19 protein-coding genes and 4 tRNA genes are annotated in these 23,470 nt (G+C 70.5%); 10 read left to right on the plus strand and 13 right to left on the minus strand.

What is annotated here, in order from left to right; translation table 11 throughout:
- Positions 1-179: 179 nt before the first annotated feature.
- Entirely contained in the window at positions 180-1,682 is a 1,503-nt protein-coding gene (locus ACZ7OY_RS14235) for a N,N-dimethylformamidase beta subunit family domain-containing protein (protein WP_471911632.1), read from the plus strand.
- Between the two features lie 68 nt (positions 1,683-1,750).
- Entirely contained in the window at positions 1,751-2,647 is an 897-nt protein-coding gene (locus ACZ7OY_RS14240; RefSeq protein WP_471911633.1) for a phosphoribosylaminoimidazolesuccinocarboxamide synthase, read from the plus strand.
- A gap of 109 nt (positions 2,648-2,756) precedes the next feature.
- Here the strand turns inward: ACZ7OY_RS14240 and ACZ7OY_RS14245 are convergent.
- The 8 genes from ACZ7OY_RS14245 to ACZ7OY_RS14280 form a co-directional block, all read right to left on the minus strand.
- Positions 2,757-2,832: transfer RNA gene (locus tag ACZ7OY_RS14245), tRNA-Gly, on the minus strand.
- Positions 2,833-2,855: 23 nt separating this feature from the next.
- On the minus strand, positions 2,856-3,470 hold the full coding sequence (locus ACZ7OY_RS14250; protein WP_471911634.1) for a response regulator: 615 nt from the start codon (positions 3,468-3,470) through the stop codon (positions 2,856-2,858).
- Positions 3,467-4,750: a sensor histidine kinase gene (locus ACZ7OY_RS14255; RefSeq protein WP_471911635.1), complete on the minus strand. Its 1,284-nt coding sequence runs from the start codon at positions 4,748-4,750 to the stop codon at positions 3,467-3,469. The genes ACZ7OY_RS14250 and ACZ7OY_RS14255 overlap by 4 nt, the downstream gene beginning before the upstream one ends.
- Before the next feature lie 16 nt (positions 4,751-4,766).
- Positions 4,767-5,564, minus strand: coding sequence for an ABC transporter permease (locus ACZ7OY_RS14260; protein WP_471911636.1), 798 nt, complete (start codon positions 5,562-5,564; stop codon positions 4,767-4,769).
- Complete coding sequence (locus tag ACZ7OY_RS14265) at positions 5,561-6,511, minus strand: ABC transporter ATP-binding protein (RefSeq protein ID WP_471911637.1); 951 nt, start codon at positions 6,509-6,511, stop codon at positions 5,561-5,563. The genes ACZ7OY_RS14260 and ACZ7OY_RS14265 overlap by 4 nt, the downstream gene beginning before the upstream one ends.
- A 126-nt stretch (positions 6,512-6,637) precedes the next feature.
- Positions 6,638-6,713 (minus strand) — tRNA-Gly (locus tag ACZ7OY_RS14270).
- Between the two features lie 85 nt (positions 6,714-6,798).
- Positions 6,799-6,870 (minus strand) — tRNA-Gly (locus ACZ7OY_RS14275).
- Between the two features lie 125 nt (positions 6,871-6,995).
- The gene (locus ACZ7OY_RS14280; protein WP_351608622.1) at positions 6,996-7,313 is read right to left on the minus strand and encodes a histone-like nucleoid-structuring protein Lsr2; all 318 of its coding nucleotides are present in this window, start codon (positions 7,311-7,313) and stop codon (positions 6,996-6,998) included.
- Between the two features lie 339 nt (positions 7,314-7,652).
- Between ACZ7OY_RS14280 and purS the strand changes: the two genes are divergently transcribed.
- From purS to purM, 6 genes are all read left to right on the plus strand, one after another.
- Positions 7,653-7,916, plus strand: a complete 264-nt coding sequence (gene purS, locus ACZ7OY_RS14285) for a phosphoribosylformylglycinamidine synthase subunit PurS (RefSeq protein WP_234519085.1) — start codon at positions 7,653-7,655, stop codon at positions 7,914-7,916.
- Positions 7,913-8,593, plus strand: a complete 681-nt coding sequence (gene purQ, locus ACZ7OY_RS14290; protein ID WP_471911638.1) for a phosphoribosylformylglycinamidine synthase subunit PurQ — start codon at positions 7,913-7,915, stop codon at positions 8,591-8,593. Before purS ends, purQ begins: the two co-directional genes overlap by 4 nt.
- Positions 8,590-10,866: a phosphoribosylformylglycinamidine synthase subunit PurL gene (gene purL / locus ACZ7OY_RS14295; RefSeq protein ID WP_471911639.1), complete on the plus strand. Its 2,277-nt coding sequence runs from the start codon at positions 8,590-8,592 to the stop codon at positions 10,864-10,866. Before purQ ends, purL begins: the two co-directional genes overlap by 4 nt.
- A 137-nt stretch (positions 10,867-11,003) precedes the next feature.
- Complete coding sequence (locus ACZ7OY_RS14300) at positions 11,004-11,801, plus strand: maleylpyruvate isomerase family mycothiol-dependent enzyme (protein ID WP_471911640.1); 798 nt, start codon at positions 11,004-11,006, stop codon at positions 11,799-11,801.
- A gap of 253 nt (positions 11,802-12,054) precedes the next feature.
- Complete coding sequence (gene purF / locus ACZ7OY_RS14305; protein ID WP_471911641.1) at positions 12,055-13,584, plus strand: amidophosphoribosyltransferase; 1,530 nt, start codon at positions 12,055-12,057, stop codon at positions 13,582-13,584.
- A 43-nt stretch (positions 13,585-13,627) separates the two neighbouring features.
- A complete protein-coding gene (gene purM / locus ACZ7OY_RS14310) occupies positions 13,628-14,695 on the plus strand; it encodes a phosphoribosylformylglycinamidine cyclo-ligase (protein ID WP_152893017.1) in 1,068 nt (355 codons plus the stop codon).
- A gap of 128 nt (positions 14,696-14,823) precedes the next feature.
- On the opposite strand, the gene ACZ7OY_RS14315 is transcribed toward purM, so the two are convergent.
- Together ACZ7OY_RS14315 and ACZ7OY_RS14320 are read right to left on the minus strand one after the other, a co-directional pair.
- Entirely contained in the window at positions 14,824-15,081 is a 258-nt protein-coding gene (locus ACZ7OY_RS14315) for a DUF3073 domain-containing protein (protein WP_385531986.1), read from the minus strand.
- Positions 15,082-15,390: 309 nt separating this feature from the next.
- On the minus strand, positions 15,391-16,488 hold the full coding sequence (locus tag ACZ7OY_RS14320; protein WP_351615171.1) for a Leu/Phe/Val dehydrogenase: 1,098 nt from the start codon (positions 16,486-16,488) through the stop codon (positions 15,391-15,393).
- A gap of 246 nt (positions 16,489-16,734) precedes the next feature.
- On the opposite strand from ACZ7OY_RS14320, the gene ACZ7OY_RS14325 reads away from it, so the two are divergent.
- Together ACZ7OY_RS14325 and bldC are read left to right on the plus strand one after the other, a co-directional pair.
- Entirely contained in the window at positions 16,735-17,586 is an 852-nt protein-coding gene (locus ACZ7OY_RS14325) for a DUF8083 family protein (protein WP_471911642.1), read from the plus strand.
- A gap of 541 nt (positions 17,587-18,127) precedes the next feature.
- Positions 18,128-18,334: a developmental transcriptional regulator BldC gene (gene bldC, locus ACZ7OY_RS14330; RefSeq protein ID WP_003949541.1), complete on the plus strand. Its 207-nt coding sequence runs from the start codon at positions 18,128-18,130 to the stop codon at positions 18,332-18,334.
- 511 nt (positions 18,335-18,845) lie between these two features.
- Here bldC and ACZ7OY_RS14335 read toward each other — a convergent pair.
- The 3 genes from ACZ7OY_RS14335 to hrpA all read right to left on the minus strand — a co-directional run bounded on the left by ACZ7OY_RS14335 (position 18,846) and on the right by hrpA (position 23,444).
- Positions 18,846-19,049: a DUF6274 family protein gene (locus ACZ7OY_RS14335; RefSeq protein WP_471911643.1), complete on the minus strand. Its 204-nt coding sequence runs from the start codon at positions 19,047-19,049 to the stop codon at positions 18,846-18,848.
- Positions 19,050-19,308: 259 nt separating this feature from the next.
- Positions 19,309-19,383 (minus strand) — tRNA-Asp (locus tag ACZ7OY_RS14340).
- A 92-nt stretch (positions 19,384-19,475) separates the two neighbouring features.
- Positions 19,476-23,444 (minus strand): ATP-dependent RNA helicase HrpA, encoded by a 3,969-nt coding sequence (gene hrpA, locus ACZ7OY_RS14345; protein WP_471911644.1) that lies wholly within the window; start codon positions 23,442-23,444, stop codon positions 19,476-19,478.
- Positions 23,445-23,470: the final 26 nt, after the last annotated feature.

Below are 23,470 nucleotides of genomic sequence, written 5' to 3' on the forward strand. Positions count from 1 at the left end.
TGTCCCGCCGGGCCCCCACCGCGCCAGGACCGCACGACGCACAGCACAGCACAGCCGCACAGCACAGCACGGCACAGCCGCACGCCGCACAGCCGCACGGCACCGCGCGAGGCGCGCCGCAGTACACCGCGCGCCGGACGCCGCACACGGCCACGGGGGAGCGAGGGAGGGGAGCCAGCATGGGGTCGGAGCAGATCCGTCGCTGGGAGTCGGGAGCACTGGCGCACGCGGTGACGGACCCCTTCGGTCAGGGCCCGGTCCCCTGGCTGCGCGGCAGCGAGACGTACTTCGACGACACCGGCCAGGTCGTCCCCTGGTACGTGGACCCGGCACCCGGCCACACCGGCGGGCGGGGCACCCCCAGGGTCCCCGCCCCCCGTCCCGCCCCGGTCGGCGGCCCGCGCGCCGCCGACGACGTGCACCGCCAGATCAAGGGCTTCATCTCCACCGGCGCGGTCGCTCCCGGCGAGGCCGTCGACTTCCATGTCACCGTCGACCCGCCGCAGGAGTTCGCGGTCGACATCTACCGCATCGGCCACTACGGCGGCGACGGCGCCGCCAAGATCACCACCAGCCCCCGGCTGTCCGGCATCGTCCAGCCGCCCCCGCTCACGGCCGACCGCACGGTCTCCTGCCACCACTGGTGGCTGTCCTGGCGGCTGCAGATCCCGCCCCACTGGAACACGGGCGCGTACGTGGCCGTCCTCACCACCGCCGACGGCTACCGCTCCCACATCCCGTTCACGGTCCGCGACGACCATCCCAGGGACCTGCTCCTGGTCCTGCCCGACATCACCTGGCAGGCGTACAACCTCTACCCGGAGGACGGCCACACCGGCGCCAGCCTCTACCACGCCTGGGACGGGCAGGGCCGGCTGCTCGGCGAGGCCGACGCCGCCACGACCGTCTCCTTCGATCGCCCGTACGCCGGTGCGGGCCTGCCGCTGCACGTCGGCCACGCCTACGATTTCATCCGCTGGGCCGAGCGCTACGGCTACGACCTCGCCTACGCCGACGCCCGCGACCTGCACGCCGGCCGGGTCGACCCCACCCGCTACCGGGGCCTGGTCTTCCCCGGCCACGACGAGTACTGGTCCTCGGCCATGCGCCGCAATGTCGAGCTCGCCCGGGAACAGGGCACCTCCCTCGTCTTCCTCTCCGCCAACACCATGTACTGGCAGGTGGAGCTGGGCCCCTCCCCGTCCGCCGTGCCCGACCGCCTGCTGACCTGCCGCAAGCGCAAGGGCCCCGGCAAGGCCGTGCTGTGGCGCGAGATCGACCGGCCCGAACAGCAGCTGGTCGGCATCCAGTACGCGGGCCGGGTCCCCGAGCCCCACCCGCTGATCGTCCGCAACGCCGGACACTGGCTCTGGGACGCCACCGGCGCGCGTGAGGGCGACGAACTCGACGGCCTGGTCGCGGGCGAGGCCGACCGTTACTTCCCGCGCACCCCGCTCCCCGACCACGACGAGCGCATCCTGCTCGCCCACTCCCCGTACACCGACCACGACGGCGTCCTGCGCCATCAGGAGACGTCCCTGTACCGCGCCCCGTCCGGCGCGCTGGTCTTCGCCTCGGGCACATTCGCCTGGTCACCGGCCCTGGACCGGCCGGGCCATGCCGACACCCGGGTCCAGCGGGCCACCGCGAACCTCCTGGACCGCATCTGCAAGCACGGCTGACCCGCTGTCCTGGCCTGTCCTGGAATACGGGACAATCGAGCCATTGGACAGAACCACGGGGAGGAACCGTGTCCGGATTCGTAGAAAAGCCCGAGCCGATCGAGGTTCCGGGTCTGGTGCACCTGCACACCGGCAAGGTGCGCGACCTGTACCAGAACGAGGCGGGCGACCTCGTGATGGTCGCCAGCGACCGTATGTCCGCCTATGACTGGGTGCTGCCCACCGAGATCCCGGACAAGGGCCGCGTTCTCACCCAGCTCTCCCTGTGGTGGTTCGACCAGCTCGCCGACCTGGCCCCCAATCACGTGCTGAGCACGGAGCTGCCCGCGGGCGCCCCCGCCGACTGGCGCGGCCGCACCCTGGTCTGCAAGTCCCTGGAGATGGTCCCGGTGGAGTGCGTGGCCCGCGGCTACCTCACCGGCTCGGGCCTCGCCGAGTACCAGGAGTCCCGCACGGTCTGCGGCCTCGCCCTGCCCGAGGGCCTGACCGACGGCTCCGAGCTGCCCGCCCCGATCTTCACCCCGGCCACCAAGGCGGCGGTCGGCGAGCACGACGAGAACGTGTCGTACGAGGAGGTCGCCCGCCAGGTCGGCGCCGACACCGCCGCCCGGCTGCGCCAGGCCACCCTCGCGGTCTACGGACGCGCCCGCGACATCGCCCGGGACCGCGGGATCATCCTGGCGGACACGAAGTTCGAGTTCGGCTTCGAGGGCGAGACGCTGGTCCTCGCGGACGAGGTGCTCACCCCGGACTCCTCCCGCTTCTGGCCGGCCGACCAGTGGCAGCCGGGCCGCGCGCAGGCGTCGTACGACAAGCAGTTCGTGCGCGACTGGCTGACCTCCGCCGAGTCCGGCTGGGACCGCCGCGCCGAGCAGCCCCCGCCGCCGCTGCCGCAGCAGGTGGTGGACGCCACCCGCGCCAAGTACGTGGAGGCGTACGAGCGGCTGACGGGCGTCGGCTGGTGAGCGGCGCCCGGTGAACGGTGTCCGGTGCGGGCCGTCCGACGGCCCGCACCGGACGAGCGACACCTGATGAACGAAGAAGCCCCCCGGCCGGAGCCGGGGGGCTTCTTTCTGGAGCGGACGACGAGGCTCGAACTCGCGACCTCAACCTTGGCAAGGTTGCGCTCTACCAACTGAGCTACGTCCGCACTGCGCCGTGGCGCGAGGCCAACTATACCCAACCTCGCTGCCGGGCGAGACGCACTGCCGCGTGCCGGTTCTCCGCACCGAGTTTCGTCACGGCCGACGAGAGGTAGTTCCGCACGGTCCCCGGCGACAGCGCGGCCCGCTCGGCGATCTCCGAGACGGGCGCCCCGTCGGCGGCCAGTTCCAGGACCTCGGCCTCGCGCGCGGTGAGCGGCGAGTCCCCGGCGGAGATCGCGTCGGCGGCCAACTCCGGGTCGATGTAGCGGTTTCCGGCGTGCACGGTGCGGATGATCTCTGCGAGCCGCTGGGCGCTGACCGTCTTCGGGACGAATCCGCGCACCCCGGCCGCAAGGGCCCGTTTCAGATGGCCGGGCCGTCCGTGACCGGTGACGATCAGCACCTGGCAGCCCGGCAGTTCGGCCCGCAGGGATGTGGCGACCTTCACACCGTCGGCGCCGGGCATCTGAAGATCCAGCACGGCCACATCGGGTTCGTGGGCCCGCGCCATGGCGAGCGCCTCGGGCCCGGTCGCCGCCTCGGCGACCACGACCAGGTCGTCCTCCAGGGAGAGCAGCGCGGCCAGTGCCCCGCGGATCAGATGCTCGTCGTCGGCGAGCAACAGCCGCACCGGGGGCTTCATGACGTCACTCCGTGCACATCCGCCACCGGTACCTCCGCCACCAGGCGGAACCCGTCTTCGCCCACGGCCCCCGCCGTCAGCGTGCCGTCCACCACGGCCAGCCGCTCGCGCAGCCCCGCGATCCCGGAACCCCCGCCCGCGCCGGAACCCCCGCCCCCGCCCGAACCGCCTCCCCCGCCGGGAGCGCTGGACGCCCCGCCGGGAGCGCCGGACGCCCCGTCGTTCTCCACCGTCAGCACCACACGCCCCTCCAGCATCCTCAGACTTACGGCACACCGCGCGGCGTCCCCGTGCCGCAGCACATTGGTGGTGGCCTCCCGCACCACCCATCCGAGCGCGGACTGCACTTCGCCCGGGAGCAGGGCCGCCCGGTGCGCGCCGCTCATCGCGCAGTCGATCCCGGCGGCCTTCAACACGCCCTGTGCGCCACTGAGTTCGATGCCGAGATCGGCCTCCCGGTATCCCCGTACGACGTCCCGCACCTCGCGCTGCGACTCCTGTGCGACGCGCTGCACCTCGGTCATCTGGTCCACCGCCTCCGGCCGCCCGCGCCGGGCGAGCTGCACCGCCAGCTCGCTCTTGAGGGCGATCACGGCCAGGTTCCGGCCCAGGACGTCGTGCAGATCGCGCCCGAAGCGCAGCCGCTCCTCGGCGACGGCCAGCCGGGCGCGGGTCTCCCGGGCCGCGTCGAGTTCGTAGACGGCGTCGAGCAGCCACACGGAGAACATGGAGGTGAAGGCGAGGAACGCGCCGCCGGCCAGGACCGCGATCGTGGCCCCCAGGGCGGCGGGCCCGGGGACGCCCAGCAGGAGGGAGGCCGCGCCCGCCCCGGCCGCGAACCCCGCCACCAGGGCGAACACCCGGCTCCTGGCGCGGACTCCGAGCGCGGTGGTGCCCGCGCCGAAGATCATCACGCCGACGAAGACCGTGCCCGTGGCCGTGTCGACGCCGTCGCCTTTGGGGCCGTACTCCTGGATCACCAGCGTGGCGACGGCGAGCGCGTAGCTGACCGCGCCGAGTGCCCACCGCAGCCGCACGGGCTGATCGCGCCGGCCGCGGGTCCAGTCGAGCGCCCGCGAGGCGGTGACCGCGCACAGGGCCGCGTGCCCGGTCACCATGGCCATCAGCCAGCCCGCGAGGCCCGGTCCCGCCTCCCCGAACACCGGCAGTCCGAGCGCCGCCACCTCGATCACCGCGAAGAAGTGGAACGACCAGCGGGTGTACGTCTCGACCTTGGCCGGCGTGCTCTTGCCCCGCCACCAGCCGCGCGCAGCGCTCATCGCCTCGTGCTCCCTGTCAGCGCCGGGGTTCCCACCGGAACCACCGCCGTACAGCAAACACCGCCACGACGGTCCAGGCCAGCGCGGTCGCCGTGGCACCCAGCGCCTCGGACGCACCCATGCGGCCGGTCCAGCCGGCGCCGACCAGCCGGATCGCGGGCGAGAGCGGGAGGAGTTCGCACACGGCCGCGAGCCGGTCGGGCAGGACCTGGAGGGGGACGGCGATGCCCGAGCCGATCATCGACACGAACACCAGCGGCAGCGCGGTGACCTGGGCGCTCTCCGTGGTCCTGGTGAAGGCCGAGGTGAGCGCGGCGAGCGCGGCGCACAGGACGAGGCCGGTCAGCAGCCCGAGGACGGTCAGGTACGGCGCCTGGGGCGCGCCCGCGTCGAGCAGCACCGCGCAGCCCGCGGACAGCACCAGCGCCTGGACGAGCCCGATGCACACGGCGGGCAGGCAGGTGCCGACGAGGATCTCCAGGTCGCCGAGCTCGCCGGTGCGCAGCCGCTTGAGGACCAGTTCCTCGCGGCGCGCGACGAACGCGCTCACCAGGGAGGTGTAGACGGCGAAGAGGAGGGAGAAGCCGATCGCGGCGGTCAGTGTCACCGTGCCGAGGGTCAGGCCCTCGGCACGCAGGTCGATCCGGTCGACCGCGGGCCGCACGGTGAACGGCAGCGCCAGCGGTACGAGCAGCGCGGTCAGCACCGCGCTCCGGTTGCGGCCGAGCAGGGTGAGTTCGGCGCGGGCGAGGGCGCCCAGGCGCCGGACCGTGCGGGCGTAAGCCGGTGCGGCCGGCCGGGTGAGGGTGCTCATGCCGCCGCTCCCGCCATGGGCTGCTGCTCCCGCGCGATGCTCAGGAACGCCTCTTCCAGCGAGGCCGACCGCACGTCGAGGCCGCGCAGTTCGACCCCGGCCCGTGCGGCCCACACCAGCAGTCCGGTGGCCGCCCGCTGGAGCTCCCGGGTGCTCAGCCGCATGGTCCGCCCCACCACCTCGTGCCCGCACACGCCGAGTTCGGCGAGCGGCGGCAGGTCGCCGGGGAAGTAGCCGTCGGGCAGTTCGAAGGAGATGCGGGACGGCCGGTCCGCGGTCACCTCGGCGGGGGTGCCGGAGGCGGCGATGCGTCCCTCGTGCAGGATCGCGAGCCGGTCGGCGAGGCCCTCGGCCTCTTCCAGGTAGTGCGTGGTCAGTAGCACGGTGGTGCCGCCGTCGCGCAGTGCGCGCACCAACTCCCAGGTGTCCCGGCGCCCTTCGGCGTCGAGTCCGGTGGTCGGCTCGTCCAGGAACAGCACCTCGGGCTCGCCGAGCAGCGCGAGCGCCAGATCCAGGCGCCGCCGCTCGCCCCCGGAGAGCTGCTTCACCCGCACCCCGGCCTTCCCGGCCAGCCCGACCAGGGCGAGTGCCTCCGCTTCGGGCCGGGCGCCGCTGGTGCAGGCGGCCCACATCCGGGCGGTCTCGCCGACGGTCAGCTCCGAGGGGAAACCGCCCTCCTGGAGCATCACGCCGGTGCGCGGCCGTACGGCGGCCCGCTCGCGAAAGGGGTCGTGGCCGAGGACCCGCACCCGGCCGCCGGACGCAGGCGCGAGCCCCTCCAGCAGCTCGACGGTCGACGTCTTGCCCGCACCGTTGGTGCCCAGCAGCGCGAAGATCTCGCCGCGGGCCACGGAGAAGGAGATGCCGCGCACCGCCTCGAACCCGCCCCCGTAGACACGCCGGAGGTCCATGACCTCGATCACGTGCTCGTGCTCGTTGATGTCCATGACCTCAGCGTCCCGGTGGGCGGGGCCGGGCAGCAGTGCGCGGTGTCATCGCTCGGCATGACAAATGTCAGGCGATGGTCCACGGGTGGGAACGAAAAAACCCCGGTCCGAAGACCGGGGCTTTCGTGGAGCGGACGACGAGGCTCGAACTCGCGACCTCAACCTTGGCAAGGTTGCGCTCTACCAACTGAGCTACGTCCGCATTGCCTCCGACCGGCTCTCACCGATCGGCGCGAGCACCAGCCTACCTGATCGACCGGAGTGGTCGGTCAAGGCCGTGCAAGCAGAGCGGGTGACAGGAATTGCACACTGCGCCTTCCCCCTGGAAGGGGGATGTTCTGCTACTGAACTACACCCGCATGTACTCCGTGAGCCGGGCTTTTCGGCCTGGCCCCTCGGCGTGCTCCAGACTCTAGCTGACCAGGAGGGGTGCAGCGCAAGTCGGTTCCTCCGAGGGGTGCGTGACCGGCCGTCGGCCGAGGGCTCACTGGGCCTCGGTGAACGCCTCGTAGACCTTCTTGGGGATGCGCCCGCGAGCGGGGACGTCCATCTTGTTCGCCTGGGCCCAGGCCCGCACCGCCGCCGGGTCGGGGGCGACCTCCGTCTGCCGGAAGGCCTTGCCCGACTTCGACCGCTTGCGGCCGGCGTCCACGTAGGGGGCGAGCGCCTTGCGCAGTTCCCTGGCGTTGACTTCATTCAGATCGATCTCGTACGACTTGCCGTCGAGTCCGAAGGCGATCGTTTCCGCCGCTTCCGAGCCGTCGATGTCGTCAAAGAGAGTGACCACGACCTTCTGCGCCACGAATATCGGTCCCTTCGTGCGACATCTCCGCGATGACGTGCCAGGACGTCCACGAGATGCCGACTGTCCGCTTGTTATTGGACAAAGTATCGGCTAATGCCAATTTATTTGTACAGTGCCCGGCTTTGCAATGTGAAGCCCGACTAAATCTCTCCGCGTGTCCGGACGCAATAGCTGCCGGGTGTGGATCCCGGATCTTTCCCGGAAATTTTCGTGGGCGCACCCCTTCGATGCGCGATCGTGATGGCCGTCACGTATGTTCCTACAACTCTACCCGCGTAGAAATTTTGTGCGGGTAGTCTGAAGGAACCTGCTCAGCACCACACATCGGGAGTGCCAGTGGCACGCGTCGTAGTCGACGTCATGCTCAAGCCGGAGATCCTCGACCCCCAGGGCCAGGCGGTCCAGCGCGCGCTGCCGCGACTGGGATTCGAAGGCATCTCCGACGTCCGTCAGGGAAAGCGATTCGAACTGGAAGTTGACGGGCCGGTCGACGAGGCCGCCCTCGCCCGCATCCGTGATCTCGCGGAATCCTTCCTCGCCAACACCGTGATCGAGGACTTCACCGTCAAGGTGGAGGAAGTCGCGGAGGCCGCGAAGTGACCGCTCGTATTGGCGTCGTCACTTTCCCCGGCAGCCTCGACGACCGGGACACCCAGCGCGCGATCCGCCTCGCGGGCGCCGAACCGGTGGCGCTCTGGCACAAGGACAAGAACCTCCACCAGGTCGACGCGGTCGTCCTCCCCGGCGGTTTCTCCTACGGCGACTATCTGCGTGCCGGTGCCATCTCGCGCTTCTCGCCGGTGATGGAGACCGTCATCGAGCAGGCGAAGGCCGGCCTTCCGGTCCTCGGCATCTGCAACGGCTTCCAGATCCTCACCGAGGCGCACCTGCTCCCGGGCGGGATGCTCGGCAACGACCACCTCCACTTCATCTGCCGCGACCAGAAGCTGCGGGTGGAGAACGCGGACACCGCCTGGACCGCCGACTACACGGCCGGCCAGGAGATCCACATTCCGCTGAAGAACATGGACGGCCGGTACGTCGCCGACGAGTACACGCTGGACAAGCTGGAGGCGGAGGGCCGGGTCGTCTTCCGGTACCTGGACTTCAACCCGAACGGCTCGCTGCGGGACATCGCCGGCATCACCAACGAGGCGGGCAACGTCGTCGGCCTCATGCCGCACCCGGAGCACGCCGTCGAGCCGCTCATCGGGTCCGGCCGCACCGACGGTCTGCCGTTCTTCACCTCGATCCTCAAGAAGCTGGTCAACGCATGAGCCGGACGCCTCTGGACACGGTCGAGCACGCGGCCGAGACCCCCGACGTCGAGCTGCCCTGGGCCGAACTCGGTCTGAAGAAGGACGAGTACGAGCGGGTCGTGGAGATCCTCGGCCGCCGCCCGACCGGCGCCGAGCTCGCCATGTACTCGGTCATGTGGTCCGAGCACTGCTCGTACAAGTCCTCCAAGGTCCACCTGCGCCAGTTCGGCGAGAAGGCCCCGCAGTCCGACGCGCTGCTCGTCGGCATCGGCGAGAACGCCGGTGTCGTCGACGTCGGCCAGGGCTACGCGGTCACCTTCAAGGTCGAGTCGCACAACCACCCGTCGTACGTCGAGCCCTACCAGGGCGCGGCCACCGGCGTCGGCGGCATCGTGCGCGACATCATCGCCATGGGCGCCCGCCCGGTCGCGGTCGTCGACCCGCTGCGCTTCGGCGCCGCCGACCACCCCGACACCAAGCGCGTCCTGCCGGGCGTCGTCGCGGGCATCGGCGGCTACGGCAACTGCCTCGGCCTGCCGAACATCGGCGGCGAGGTCGTCTTCGACGCCTGCTACCAGGGCAACCCGCTGGTCAACGCCGGTGCCATCGGCGTCATGCGGCACGAGGACATCCACCTCGCGAAGGCGTCCGGCGCGGGCAACAAGGTCATCCTGTACGGGGCCCGCACGGGCGGCGACGGCATCGGCGGCGCGTCGATCCTCGCCTCCGAGACCTTCGACGACGCCAAGCCGTCGAAGCGCCCGGCCGTCCAGGTCGGCGACCCCTTCCAGGAGAAGCTCCTCATCGAGTGCACCCTGGAGGCCTTCGCCGAGAAGCTGGTCGTCGGCATCCAGGACCTCGGCGCGGCCGGTCTGTCCTGCGCCACCTCCGAGCTCGCCTCCAACGGCTCCGGCGGTATGCGCGTCACCCTCGACGACGTGCCGCTGCGCGACTCCACGCTCTCGCCCGAGGAGATCCTCATGAGCGAGTCGCAGGAACGCATGTGCGCGGTCGTGGAGCCGGAGAAGGTCGACCGGTTCCTGGAGATCTGCGACAAGTGGGACGTCATCGCCACCGTCATCGGTGAGGTCACCGACGGCGACCGGCTGGAGATCTTCTGGCACGGCGGCAAGATCGTCGACGTCGACCCGCGCACGGTCGCGCACGACGGCCCGGTCTACGAGCGTCCCTACGCCCGCCCGTCCTGGCAGGACGAGCTCCAGGCCGACGACGCGAACAAGCTGGCGCGCCCGGCGTCGAGCGACGAGCTGAAGGACCAGGTCCTGAAGCTGGTGGCCTCGCCGAACCAGGCCTCCAAGAAGTGGATCACCTCGCAGTACGACCACTTCGTGCAGGGCAACACGGTGCTGGCCCAGCCCGAGGACTCCGGGATGATCCGCATCGACGAGGAGACCGGGCTCGGCGTCGCCATCGCGACCGACGGCAACGGCCGCTACGCCAAGCTCGACCCGTACGCGGGCGCGCAGCTGGCCCTCGCGGAGGCGTACCGCAACGTCGCCACCACCGGTGCCAAGCCCCTCGCGGTCTCCGACTGCCTGAACTTCGGCTCGCCCGAGGACCCGGCCGTCATGTGGCAGTTCGCCGAGGCCGTCCGCGGTCTCGCCGACGCCTGCCTCCAGCTCGGCACCCCGGTGACCGGCGGCAACGTCTCGCTCTACAACCAGACGGGCGAGGCGGCCATCCACCCGACCCCGGTCGTGGCCGTGCTGGGCGTCATCGACGACGTCGCCCGCCGTACCCCGGTCGCCTTCCAGGAGGAGGGCCAGCTGCTCTACCTCCTCGGCGACACCCGCGAGGAGTTCGGCGGTTCGGCCTGGTCGCAGGTGATCCACGACCACCTCGGCGGGCTGCCGCCGCAGGTCGACCTGGAGCGCGAGCGGCTGCTCGGCGAGATCCTGATCTCGGCCTCCCGCGACGGCATGATCGACTCCGCGCACGACCTGTCCGACGGCGGTCTGATCCAGGCCGTGGTCGAGTCGGCGCTGCTCGGCGGCAAGGGCGCGCGGCTGGTCGTACCGGACGGGCTCGACGCGTTCACCTTCCTCTTCTCGGAGTCGGCGGGCCGTGCGGTCGTCGCCGTCCCGCGCTCGGAGGAGGTCCGCTTCAACGACATGTGCGGGGCGCGCGGTCTGCCCGTCGCCCGGATCGGTGTCGTCGACGGAACCGTGTCCGATTCGAATGCGGTGGTCGAGCTCCAGGGCGAGTTCGCCCTGTCCCTGGCGGAGCTGCGCGAGGCCCACGAGAACACGATCCCGGCGCTGCTCGCCTAGATCGCTCACGCGCCGGGCGTCGGCGCGCGGGTCGTCCGCTCGCGCGCCGCAGTCCGGCAGTAGGACGCCGAAGGCCCCGCCCGTTTTCCCACGGGCGGGGCCTTCGCCGTGCCTGCCCAAGCCCTAGGCTCCCTCCCATGCCCCCGGCGAAGAAGCGCACCCGGACCTATGACCCCGTGAAGACCCGTACGGCGGTTCTCGCCCAGTTCGGGAACGTACGGGCGGCCGTGCGTACCCTCACGCCCGAGCAGCTCGCGCTGCCCACCCGGCTCGGGGAGTGGACCGTACGGGACCTGGTCGCGCACACCGGGGCGGCCCTCATGGCCGTCGGCCGGTTCCTGGACGGGCCCGAGCCGACGCGGCAGGACGTCACGGTGCTCGACTGGCCGTCCGGGACCTCGGCCCGCTCCGGGGCCGTCGCCGACCTGGCCCACCGGCTCGCGGAGCGGAACCCGGACCTCGACGCCTTCCTCGCCGAGGCCGGACGGGACTTCGAGGCGCGGCTCGCCGAACACCCCGGCACCCGGCTGCTGGCCACGAACGCCGGCGCCATGCCGCTGGCCGACTACCTGGTCACCCGTGCCGTCGAACTCGTCGTCCACACCGACGACCTGAACGCCGCCGTGCCGTCCCTGGACGTCCGCCAGGACCGCCAGGCCCTCGCCGCCTGCACCCGCCTGCTCGCCGACGCGCTCGCGGCGAAGGCGCCCGGCGGCTCCACGGAGGTGCGGATCCCGCCGTACGCCGTGGTGCAGTGCGTCGAGGGGCCCCGGCACACCCGTGGCACCCCGCCCAACGTCGTCGAGACCGACCCGCTGACCTGGATCCGGCTGGCGACCGGGCGGCTGGCCTGGAAGGACGCGCTCGACGCGGCCCGGGTCAGCGCGAGCGGGGAGCGGGCGGACCTCGGCGGACTGCTGCCGCTCCTGACGTAGGCCGCCAGGGCCCGGTCTGTCGTACAGAGTCGGGTTCTCGCCACGCGAGGGGTGTGCGAAGGCTCACTCGTGTCGACGGAACGAGCGGTTCCGGGAGGCCCCGTCACGCCGTCCGACCGTTCGTCCGATCCGTATGGCAACGCGCTGACCAGCTAGAACGCCGAGATCCTCCAGTCGGCCGCCGACGAACGGCCAGTTACCGTCGAGTATCGCCAATTCGGACCAGTGGTCGATCTCGCCTACACTCGGTGGCGTGCCACGTGGTGACGGTCGACTCAGTCATGATCTGCTCCCCGGCGAGAAAGGCCCCCAGGACGCTTGCGGCGTCTTCGGTGTCTGGGCTCCCGGCGAAGAGGTCGCCAAGCTCACTTACTTCGGGCTCTACGCCCTCCAGCATCGGGGTCAGGAATCCGCGGGAATCGCGGTCAGCAACGGCTCCCAGATCCTCGTCTTCAAGGACATGGGCCTTGTCTCCCAGGTCTTCGACGAGACCTCGCTCGGTTCGCTCCAGGGTCATATCGCGGTCGGACACGCCCGCTACTCGACCACCGGCGCCTCCGTGTGGGAGAACGCCCAGCCGACGTTCCGTGCCACGGCGCACGGCTCCATCGCGCTCGGTCACAACGGCAACCTGGTGAACACGGCGCAGCTGGCCGAGATGGTCGCCGAGCTGCCGAAGGACACCAACGGCCGCTCCACCCGGGTGGCCGCCACCAACGACACCGACCTCCTCACCGCCCTGCTGGCGGCGCAGGTCGACGCCGACGGCAAGCCGATGACCATCGAAGAGGGCGCGCACGCGATCCTTCCGCAGGTCAAGGGCGCCTTCAGCCTCGTCTTCATGGACGAGCACACCCTCTACGCCGCCCGTGACCCGCAGGGCATCCGCCCGCTGGTCCTCGGCCGCCTGGAGCGCGGCTGGGTCGTCGCCTCCGAGTCCGCCGCCCTCGACATCTGCGGCGCGAGCTTCGTCCGCGAGATCGAGCCCGGCGAGTTCGTGGCGATCGACGAGAACGGCCTGCGCACCTCTCGATTCGCAGAAGCGAAGCCCAAGGGCTGTGTCTTCGAGTATGTGTACCTGGCCCGCCCCGACACCGACATCGCCGGCCGCAACGTGTACCTCTCCCGGGTGGAGATGGGCCGCCGCCTGGCGAAGGAGGCCCCGGCCGAGGCGGATCTCGTCATAGCGACCCCGGAGTCCGGCACCCCGGCCGCGATCGGTTACGCGGAGGCGTCCGGCATCCCCTTCGGCGCCGGACTGGTCAAGAACGCCTACGTCGGCCGGACCTTCATCCAGCCCTCGCAGACCATCCGCCAGCTCGGCATCCGCCTGAAGCTGAACCCGCTCAAGGAAGTCATCAAGGGCAAGCGCCTGGTCGTGGTCGACGACTCGATCGTGCGCGGCAACACCCAGCGGGCCCTGGTCCGCATGCTCCGCGAGGCGGGCGCGGCCGAGGTCCACATCCGGATCTCCTCGCCGCCGGTGAAGTGGCCCTGCTTCTTCGGCATCGACTTCGCCACCCGCGCCGAGCTCATCGCGAACGGTATGACGATCGACGAGATCGGCACCTCGCTCGGCGCCGACTCCCTGGCGTACATCTCCATCGACGGCATGATCGAGGCGACCGCCATCGACAAGCCGAACCTCTGCCGCGCCTGCTTCGACGGCGAGTACCCGATGGAGCTCCCGGACCCCGAACTGCTCGGCAAGCAGCTCCTGGAGACCGAGCTGGCCGCCGGGCCCGCCGCCACGGCCGCGACCGACGCGATCCGTCGCCCGTAGCGACCCGCCATACCTGCCGTACGACACGAAAGTTCTCACCGTCATGTCTGAGACAACTGGTGCCAGCTACGCAGCCGCGGGCGTCGACATCGAAGCGGGCGACCGCGCCGTCGAGCTGATGAAGGAGTGGGTGAAGAAGACCCAGCGCCCCGAGGTCCTCGGCGGCCTCGGCGGTTTCGCCGGACTCTTCGACGCCTCCGCCCTCAAGCGTTACGAGCGCCCCCTGCTCGCCTCCGCCACGGACGGCGTCGGCACGAAGGTCGACATCGCCCGTCAGCTGGGCGTGTACGACACCATCGGCCACGACCTGGTCGCGATGGTCATGGACGACATCGTGGTGTGCGGTGCCGAGCCGCTGTTCATGACCGACTACATCTGCGTCGGCAAGGTCCACCCCGAGCGGGTCGCCGCGATCGTCAAGGGCATCGCCGAGGGCTGTGTGCTGGCGGGATGCGCCCTGGTGGGCGGCGAGACGGCCGAACACCCCGGCCTGCTGGGTGCGGACGACTTCGACGTCGCGGGCGCCGGTACGGGCGTCGTGGAGGCCGACCGGCTGCTGGGCGCGGACCGTATCCGCGAGGGTGACGCCGTGATCGCCATGGCGGCGTCCGGGCTTCACTCCAACGGGTACTCCCTGGTCCGGCACGTCCTGCTGAACCAGGCCGGCCTGTCGCTGGACGCGCGGATCGAGGAGCTCGGCCGCACGCTGGGCGAGGAGCTCCTGGAGCCCACCAAGATCTACTCGCTGGACTGCCTGGCCCTGACCCGCACCGCCGACGTGCACGCCTTCTCGCACATCACCGGCGGCGGACTCGCGGCCAACCTGGCCCGGGTGATCCCGGACGGCCTGCACGCCGTCGTGGACCGCTCCACCTGGACCCCGGCGCCGATCTTCGACCTCGTCGGCCGGACCGGCGACGTGGCGCGGCTGGAGCTGGAGAAGACCCTGAACATGGGTGTCGGCATGATCGCGATCCTGCCCGAGGAGTCGGCCGACGTGGCGCTGGCGACGCTGGCGGACCGCGGGGTCGAGGCCTGGGTCGCCGGTGAGATCACCGCCCGCGGCGAGCACACGACGGGCGCCGAGCTGGTCGGCGACTACGCGGTCTGAGACTACGCGGTCTGAGACCGGCCGATCCCGTGGACGGCAGCACGAAACCCGGTCCGGCGCTGATGCCCCGGACCGGGTGAAGTGCAGTTGCTACGAGAGCCGCGGAAACTGCCGGAGTCGCTGCTGCGTCAAGCGCCGCGACGATGTTGCGACGAAGGACCGGACTCGTCGTCCTCGTCCTCGTCGTCATCGTTGTACATATCCGCGTACTGCGCGTACGGGTCGTCTTCTTCGTCGTCGTCCTCGAACGGCTCGCCGTTCGGCGGCTGGCTCGAAGTCGATGCGCCCAGCTCGCTGGCCAGACGCGACAGGTCAGTCCCACCGCTGTTGTACTTCAGCTGGCGGGCGACCTTCGTCTGCTTGGCCTTGGCCCGGCCGCGCCCCATGGCTCGACCCCCTCGGTGACGGGGCTCGACGGCCCCAGAGTCTGACACGCGTTCATGATCCGGAACGGACTCTCCGTAGAGAGGCCGGTCCGTAGGGCTTCCACGGTACCTGAGCCCGCGCCCATACGGTACGTCGCCCGCAGGACGCGCGTGTGCGCAGGGCCTTCGAGGCGCCCTGTCCTCGCTGGTCAGTGGCGATTTTAACCACTTATCCGGGCACGACCCGCCGGTGGACGTGAGAGTTCTCTCGAAGTTCCCGCCGGCGGGTACCGCCCGAGGCCGCGAGCACACCTGGCGTGTGCTCTTGGATCAGTGCGCCGCGCGCCCCTCGGCCATCCGCTGCTCGGCGATCCGGTCGGCCGCCGCGGCCGGCGGAATCCCGTCTTCCTTCGCACGTGCGAAGATGGCCAGCGTGGTGTCGAAGATCTTCGCGGCCTTCGCCTTGCACCGCTCGAAGTCGAAGCCGTGCAGCTCGTCGGCGACCTGGATGACCCCGCCGGCGTTCACCACGTAGTCCGGCGCGTAGAGGATCCCGCGGTCGGCGAGGTCCTTCTCCACGCCCGGGTGGGCGAGCTGGTTGTTGGCCGCACCGCAGACGACCTTGGCGGTCAGCACCGGCACGCTGTCGTCGTTCAGTGCGCCGCCGAGCGCGCAGGGGGCGTAGATGTCGAGGCCCTCGGTCCGGATGAGAGCGTCGGTGCCGGAGACCGCGGTGACGCCCTCCGGGTGCCGGTCGAGGATCCGCTGCACGGCGTCCTCGCGCACGTCCGTGATCACGACCTGGGCGCCCTCCGCCCGCAGGTGCTCCACCAGGTGGTGGCCGACCTTGCCGACACCCGCGACGCCGACCGTGCGGCCGCGCAGCGAGGGGTCGCCCCACAGGTGCTGGGCGCTGGCCCGCATGCCCTGGTAGACACCGAAGGCGGTCAGCACCGAGGAGTCGCCGGCGCCGCCGTTCTCGGGCGAGCGCCCGGTGGTCCAGCGGCACTCGCGGGCGACGACGTCCATGTCGGCGACATAGGTGCCGACGTCACAGGCCGTGACGTACCGGCCGCCCAGCGAGGCGACGAACCGGCCGTAGGCGAGGAGCAGTTCCTCGGTCTTGATGAGGTCGGGATCACCGATGATCACGGCCTTGCCGCCGCCGTGGTCGAGACCGGCCATGGCGTTCTTGTACGACATCCCGCGCGCGAGGTTCAGGGCGTCGGCGACGGCCTCCGCCTCGGACGCGTACGGGTAGAAGCGCGTACCGCCGAGGGCCGGGCCCAGAGCGGTGGAGTGGATGGCGATGACGGCCTTGAGGCCGCTGGCGCGGTCCTGGCAGAGCACGACTTGCTCATGACCCCCCTGGTCCGAGTGGAACAGGGTGTGCAGTACATCAGCGTGCGCGCCGGTTACGTCGGTCACTGTGGTGACTCCTGGGTAAGTAGCGGCTTGGAGACCAGCTCCCTGGGTTCCCCCGCGCTTTTGGCAGTGGGGGAGGGGGGCGGGCGCTGTGGCACGAGAGTAGAGCCTGCCTCGGTCCGCCGACCTCCCGGTGCTCGGGATCACCTCCTCCCGGAGTAGTGCCGTGCGACGATTTGCATGGTTTTCCCATGTGTCAGGGTGCGGTCCGGCCGTTTTCCGGGTCGATCCGCGGGGGAGGGAGCAGGCGTGCCCAAGGTGTCCTCGGTGATCGTCCCGTACACGACCTATCTGCGCGTCTACGAACCGCTGGCCGCCTTCCCGGAACCGGAGCGCAGCCACTGGGCGCGCTACGCCCGGCGCGAGACGCGCCCCTCCTACCAGGACGAACTGCGCCGCTCGCTGGCCGATCTGCTGCCCACCCCGCCGGTCCCGGTGCCGGTGCACGAGAGCGGCGACGCGTTCGTGCTGGACCTGGAGGGGGTGCTGTGCGTCTGCCCCTGGCGCACCCGGCTGCGCGGCTGGCAGGCGCTGGAGGGATTGTCCGGGGAACTGCCGCGGACGGTCCTGGACGCCGTGCTCCCACCGCTCGTACGCGGCCAGGCCGCCCAGGACTACGAGCGCTGGCTGGCCCGCAACCCCGACGCCCGCCCCTGGATCCGCACGGCGACCTGGCAGGTGCCGCTGAACTGGTTCGTGCTCGTGTCCGACGAGGAGCGGGAGTACGCGAAGGGGGCCGGCGCCGCCGAGGGCGAGCCGCCCGTGCTGCGCTACCGCACCCCGATGGTGCAGGCGCGGCGCCGGGTCGCGCGGGCGCTGCGCACGCTGCGGGACGCGATCGACGAGGGGCCGCTCATCGACGGCCTGGTGGACGTGGGCCGCTGGCTGGAGGAGTTCCATCCGCGTTCGCTGGTGGAACTGGACTACGGCGGACTGGTGCACACCCTGCCGGCCGGCGCGCTGGAGGACGACCACTCCGCCGCGGACGTGGCCGAGGGGATCGACGCGCTGCGCCGCGGTGACGGCTCCGCGGCGGGCGAGGCGTACGGCCGGCTGGTGGAGCGGTGGCGCTCGGTACGGGACCGGCGTTCGGCCAACTGACGGTTCGACAGCACCCGCCGGGTGACGTAGATCACGATCGAAAAATGCTGCGAACGACGTACGGTCTACCGAACTTCGGGAAGGTGCCGGGACGTAGGTCCTGATACGGGCTTTCGTGTCAAGGGTGACAGACCGCACTTACCCGTCTCTTGCGTCCCTTGCCCCTCCTCGTGCCAAAATAGGACAAGGAGCCCGGGGAAGGCTCCGTCTGTCCAACTATGCTCCACCGTGGGCGGAATCTCAGCATCACGCAGTTTGGGATGTCTGGTGACTCCTGATCGCCCTGTGACTGATCGTCACAGTGGCGTGACTGTCCGCTATGGCATGGTCCATCGGCTTCCGTCGCTGATGGACACCTGGGAGGGCAATTCCATCGGTTTGGCCGACGCGGCTGGACAGATGGTGTAGTTGTAGTGCCGAGGACAAGCCGTTCGTCCTATAACCGACTCGACTCGCGTCTGCCATTTCGGGCAACGCGGGTCAAGGTGCAGAATTTAGAGGAAAGAACCGAGAAGGTTCGGTTCTCCCGAGGAGGCCGCTCATGACCGCTCGCACCCCTGATGCCGAGCCGCTGCTGACCCCGGCTGAGGTCGCCACCATGTTCCGTGTCGACCCCAAGACGGTCACGCGGTGGGCGAAGGCCGGCAAGCTGACATCCATCCGCACGCTCGGCGGTCACCGCCGTTACCGCGAGGCTGAGGTCCGCGCTCTGCTCGCGGGTATCCCGCAGCAGCGCAGCGAGGCCTGATCAGCCCGAACAACTGAATACCGGGCACGTTGACAGGTCCCCAACCCGTCGAACGGCCCGAAACCCACAGCTCCAAGCGACGCGGGTCCTGCCCCAACAGGGCCCCCGCCCAAGCGTTCAGGCAACAGAACCGGGTGCGTCGTGGATCGCGCTGGACTCCGCCGGGTCCAGCGCGATCTTTTTTTGTGCCCGGAAGGCGCCCCCGAGGGCGTCGCCGAACCGCCTCGGCGGCGCTCCGGGGTGGGCCTTGTGATGTCCCTGTGGGGGATCCGTGGTGCCGCTTGACGACCCGTCCGGCTCTCGATGGCCGGCCTGTGAGCGGCCTTGTCGGAGTCTGGGGAGGGCTGTCGCATCTGCTGTGCGTGACCGTCCGGACCAGTGCAATGGCACATATTAAATTGACTGGTTGTAGGACTCGGGTAAATACCGCGGTTTCAAAAAATCATGCAGTGACACCCGTCACATGCCAGAGGCCTTGTTGCCTCTGGCTCGTGTGCGCTAGTGAAACGGGTCACGGTGCGGGTCGCGCCGTCGCGGGACGGTCGTCCGCGGTGGCCTCCGCGGAGCCCTCCGCGCCCGGGGGAGCGGTGTCCATCGCCAGCCGCAGCAGCCGGTGGCAGACGGGGCAGTGCCGGGTCAGATGCCGGTAGGACGACGCGGCCGCCAGATGCGCACGGAGCAACGCCCCAGTCTCGTGCCTGACCGACGCCGCCATGCGCCACCTCCGGGATCCACGCGGGAAGGTGCCCTGCTCTCTGGGTACTGGTCGGGAGTGACGGCGTCAAGACGGCATGGGCGGGCGCGAGACAGGGGCCGCTCCGCCCCCCGGGGGCCCGGACTGCCTTTCCTGGCCCGGGTGGTGGCCGCGGGAGCGGTCGGTGGGCCGACGGGCGCGGCCCCGCCGGGACTCGCCGCATGGGAAAACGACCGAGGCCCGCTTCCCTCGGAAGGGCGCGGGCCTCGGTCGATCGATGCGGTCCTGACGGGATTTGAACCCGCGGCCTCCACCTTGACAGGGTGGCGAGCACTCCAAACTGCTCCACAGGACCAGGTTTCGCTGCGCTTTTCTTCGTTGCGCTGCGAGACAGACTGTACAGGAGGGTGAGCCCCCTGGTCGAACTCACCCAGCGTGCGGATCAGGTCACGGGGCGGCCGCGTCGATCGCCTTCACGATCCGCTTGTCCGAGACGGGGTACGCCGTGCCCAGCGCGTGGGCGAAGTAGCTGACCCGGAGCTCCTCGATCATCCAGCGGATGTCCAGGACGGCGGAGGGCACCGGGCGGCCCTGGGGCAGCTGCTCCAGCAGCCAGGCGTATTCGTCCTGCATCTCGTGGACCTTCTCCATGCGGGTGGTGTCCCGCTGGACGTTGGTCGGCATCTGCTGCAGCCGCCGGTCGACGGCCACCAGATAGCGCATCAGGTCGGGCAGGCGCCGCAACCCGGTCTCCGTGACGAAGCCGGGCCGTACGAGGGCGTCCACCTGCTTGCGCACGTCCTGGAGGTTCGCCAGCAGCACGGCGCTGCGTACGCCCTTCAGACGGCGCTCACAGGCCTGCCAGGCGGCCAGTACCTGCTGCACCTGGCCGACCGTGCGGACCGTGGTGTCGACGATCTCGGCGCGCACCTTGTCGTACAGCTTGCGGTGCGACTCCTGGTCCCAGGCCGGGCCCCCGAAGTCGGCGATCAGCTTGTCCGCCGCCGCCATCGCGCAGTCGTCGAACAGGGCCTGGATCGAGCCGTGCGGGTTCGCCGACAGGGCGAGCTTCTGGGCGTTCGTCAGTTTCTCGGAGGCGAACTTGGCCGGGTTCACCGGGATGTTGCGCAGGATCAGCCGCCGGGCGCCCTTCCACATGGCCTCGGCCTGTTCCGCCTCGGTGTCGAAGAGGCGTACGGAGACCGTGTCGCCGTCGTCGACCAGCGCCGGGTACGCCTTGACCGGCTGGCCGGCCCGGCGGGTCTCGAAGACCCGGGTGAGCGTGCCGATGCTCCAGTCCGTCAGACCCTTGCGCTCCAGGGACTCGCCGCCCTGCCGCTCGGCGGTGGCCGCCGCGGCCTGGGAGAGGGCCTGGCGGGCCTTGGGCCTGAGTCGGAGCTTCAGGACTTCCAGGTCCTTGTCCTCGGCGAGCTTGCGGCGCCGTTCGTCGACGATCCGGAACGTGACCTTCAGGTGGTCCGGGAGCCTGCCCCAGTCGAAGTCGTCGGCCTCGAAGGGCACCCCGACCATCCGCTTGAGCTCACGCGCCATGGTGGTGGTCAGCGGCTCCTGCAAGGGCACGGCCCGCTCCAGGAAGGCCTTCGCGTAGTTCGGCGCGGGCACGTAGTGGCGGCGGATCGGCTTCGGCAGGGAGCGGATCAGCTCGGTGACCACCTCCTCGCGCAGGCCCGGGATCTGCCAGTCGAAGCCCTCGTCCGTGACCTGGTTGAGGACCTGGAGCGGGACGTGCACGGTCACGCCGTCCGCGTCCGCGCCCGGCTCGAACTGGTACGTCACCCGGAACTTCAGCGGCCCCTGCCGCCAGGAGTCCGGGTAGTCGGCCTTGGTGACCGCCTCCGCCGACTCCCGGATGAGCATCTCCCGCTCGAAGTCCAGGAAGTCGGGCTGCTCATGGCGCTTGTGCTTCCACCAGGAGTCGAAGTGGGCGCCCGACACGACGTGTTCGGGGACCCGCTGGTCGTAGAAGTCGAAGAGGGTGTCGTCGTCGACCACGATGTCCCGGCGCCGGGCGCGGTGCTCCAGCTCCTCGACCTCGCTGAGGAGCTTGCGGTTGTCGGCGAAGAACTTGTGGTGCGTGCGCCAGTCCCCCTCGACCAGCGCGTTGCGAATGAAAAGTTCGCGGGAGGTCTCCGGATCGATCCGCCCGTAGTTGACCTTCCGCTGGGCGATGATCGGCACGCCGTACAGCGTGACCTTCTCGTACGCCATCACGGCCGCCTGGTCCTTCTCCCAGTGCGGCTCGCTGTAGGTGCGCTTGAGCAGATGTCCGGCGAGCGGCTCGATCCACTCCGGCTCGATCTTCGCGTTGACGCGGGCCCACAGGCGGCTGGTCTCCACCAGCTCCGCCGACATCACGAAACGCGGAGGCTTCTTGAACAGGGCCGAGCCGGGGAAGATCGCGAACTTGGCGTTGCGGGCGCCGAGGTACTCGTTCCTGCCCCCGCCCCGGCCGCTCTCGCCGCCGGTCTCCTTCACGTCCTTCATCCCGATGTGGGAGAGCAGACCGGCCAGCAGCGAGACGTGCACGCTCTGCTCGGCGGCGTCGTCCTCGTTGGGATGGATCCCCAGCTGCCGGGCGACCGTGCGCAGCTGGGTGTAGATGTCCTGCCACTCCCGGATGCGCAGGAAGTTCAGGTACTCCTGCTTGCACATCCGGCGGAAGGCGGAGGAACCCCGCTCCTTCTGCTGCTCACGGATGTAGCGCCAGAGGTTGAGATAGGCGAGGAAGTCGCTCGTCTCGTCCTTGAAGCGGGCGTGCTGCTGATCGGCCTGGGTCTGCTTGTCGGCCGGGCGCTCGCGCGGGTCCTGGATGGAGAGCGCGGCCGCTATCACCATGACCTCGCGGACGCAGCCGTTCTTGTCGGCCTCCAGGACCATGCGGGCCAGCCGCGGGTCGACGGGCAGCTGGGCGAGCTTGCGGCCGGTGTCGGTGAGCCGCTTGCGCACGTCCTTCTGCGCCGGGTCGAGAGCGCCGAGCTCCTGGAGCAGCTGGACGCCGTCGCGGATGTTGCGGTGGTCCGGCGGGTCGATGAAGGGGAACTTCTCGATGTCGCCGAGGCCGGCCGCGGTCATCTGGAGGATGACGGAGGCGAGGTTGGTGCGCAGGATCTCCGCGTCCGTGAACTCCGGCCGGGCCAGGAAGTCGTCCTCGGAGTACAGCCGGATGCAGACACCGTCGGACGTACGGCCGCAGCGGCCCTTGCGCTGGTTGGCGCTGGCCTGGGAGACCGCCTCGATGGGCAGCCGCTGGACCTTGGTGCGGTGGCTGTAGCGGGAGATACGGGCGAAGCCGGGGTCGATGACGTACTTGATGCCCGGCACGGTCAGCGAGGTCTCGGCGACGTTGGTCGCCAGAACGATCCTGCGGCCGGTGTGCGGCTGGAAGACGCGGTGCTGCTCGGCGTGCGAGAGCCGGGCGTAGAGCGGCAGCACCTCGGTGAACCGGTAGTTCTTCTTGACCAGCGCGTCCGCGGTGTCGCGGATCTCGCGCTCGCCGGAGAGGAAGACCAGGATGTCGCCCTTGCCCTCGGCCTGGAGCTCCTCGACGGCGTCGCAGATCGCGGTGATCTGGTCGCGGTCGGCGTCCTCGGAGTCCTCCTCCAGGAGCGGGCGGTAGCGCACCTCGACCGGGTAGGTGCGCCCGCTGACCTCGACGATCGGGGCTTCGCCGAAGTGCCGGGAGAAGCGCTCCGGGTCGATCGTCGCGGAGGTGATGACCACCTTGAGGTCGGGCCGCTTGGGCAGCAGCTGGGCGAGGTAGCCGAGCAGGAAGTCGATGTTGAGGGACCGCTCGTGGGCCTCGTCGATGATGATCGTGTCGTAGGCGCGCAGCTCGCGGTCGGTCTGGATCTCGGCGAGCAGGATGCCGTCCGTCATCAGCTTCACGAAGGTGGCGTCCGGGTTCACCTGGTCGGTGAACCGCACCTTCCAGCCGACGGTCTCCCCGAGCGGGGTGTCCAGCTCCTCGGCGACCCGCTCGGCGACGGTACGGGCGGCGATCCGGCGGGGCTGGGTGTGCCCGATCATGCCGCGCAGGCCACGCCCCAGCTCCATACAGATCTTGGGGATCTGCGTGGTCTTTCCGGACCCGGTCTCACCGGCGACGATGACGACCTGGTGATCGCGGATGGCGGCCGCGATCGCGTCCTTCTTCTGGCTGACCGGCAGCTGCTCGGGATAGGTGACGGCCGGCACGCGGGCGCGCCGCGCGGCCATCCGCTCCTCGGCCCCGGCGACCTCCGCCTCTATCTCGGCGAGGACGGCGGCGCGGGCCTCCGGGTTACGGATCTTGCGCGCGCCCTCGAGCCTGCGCCCGAGCCGGTGCGCGTCGCGCAGGCTCAGCTCGGTCAGGCGGGGGGCGAGGGCGCCGAGGGCGGGGGCAGGGTGCGTAGACATACGCGGTCCAGGATCTCATCCCGGCC

Source organism: Streptomyces sp. NPDC107559 (genome assembly GCF_055657365.1).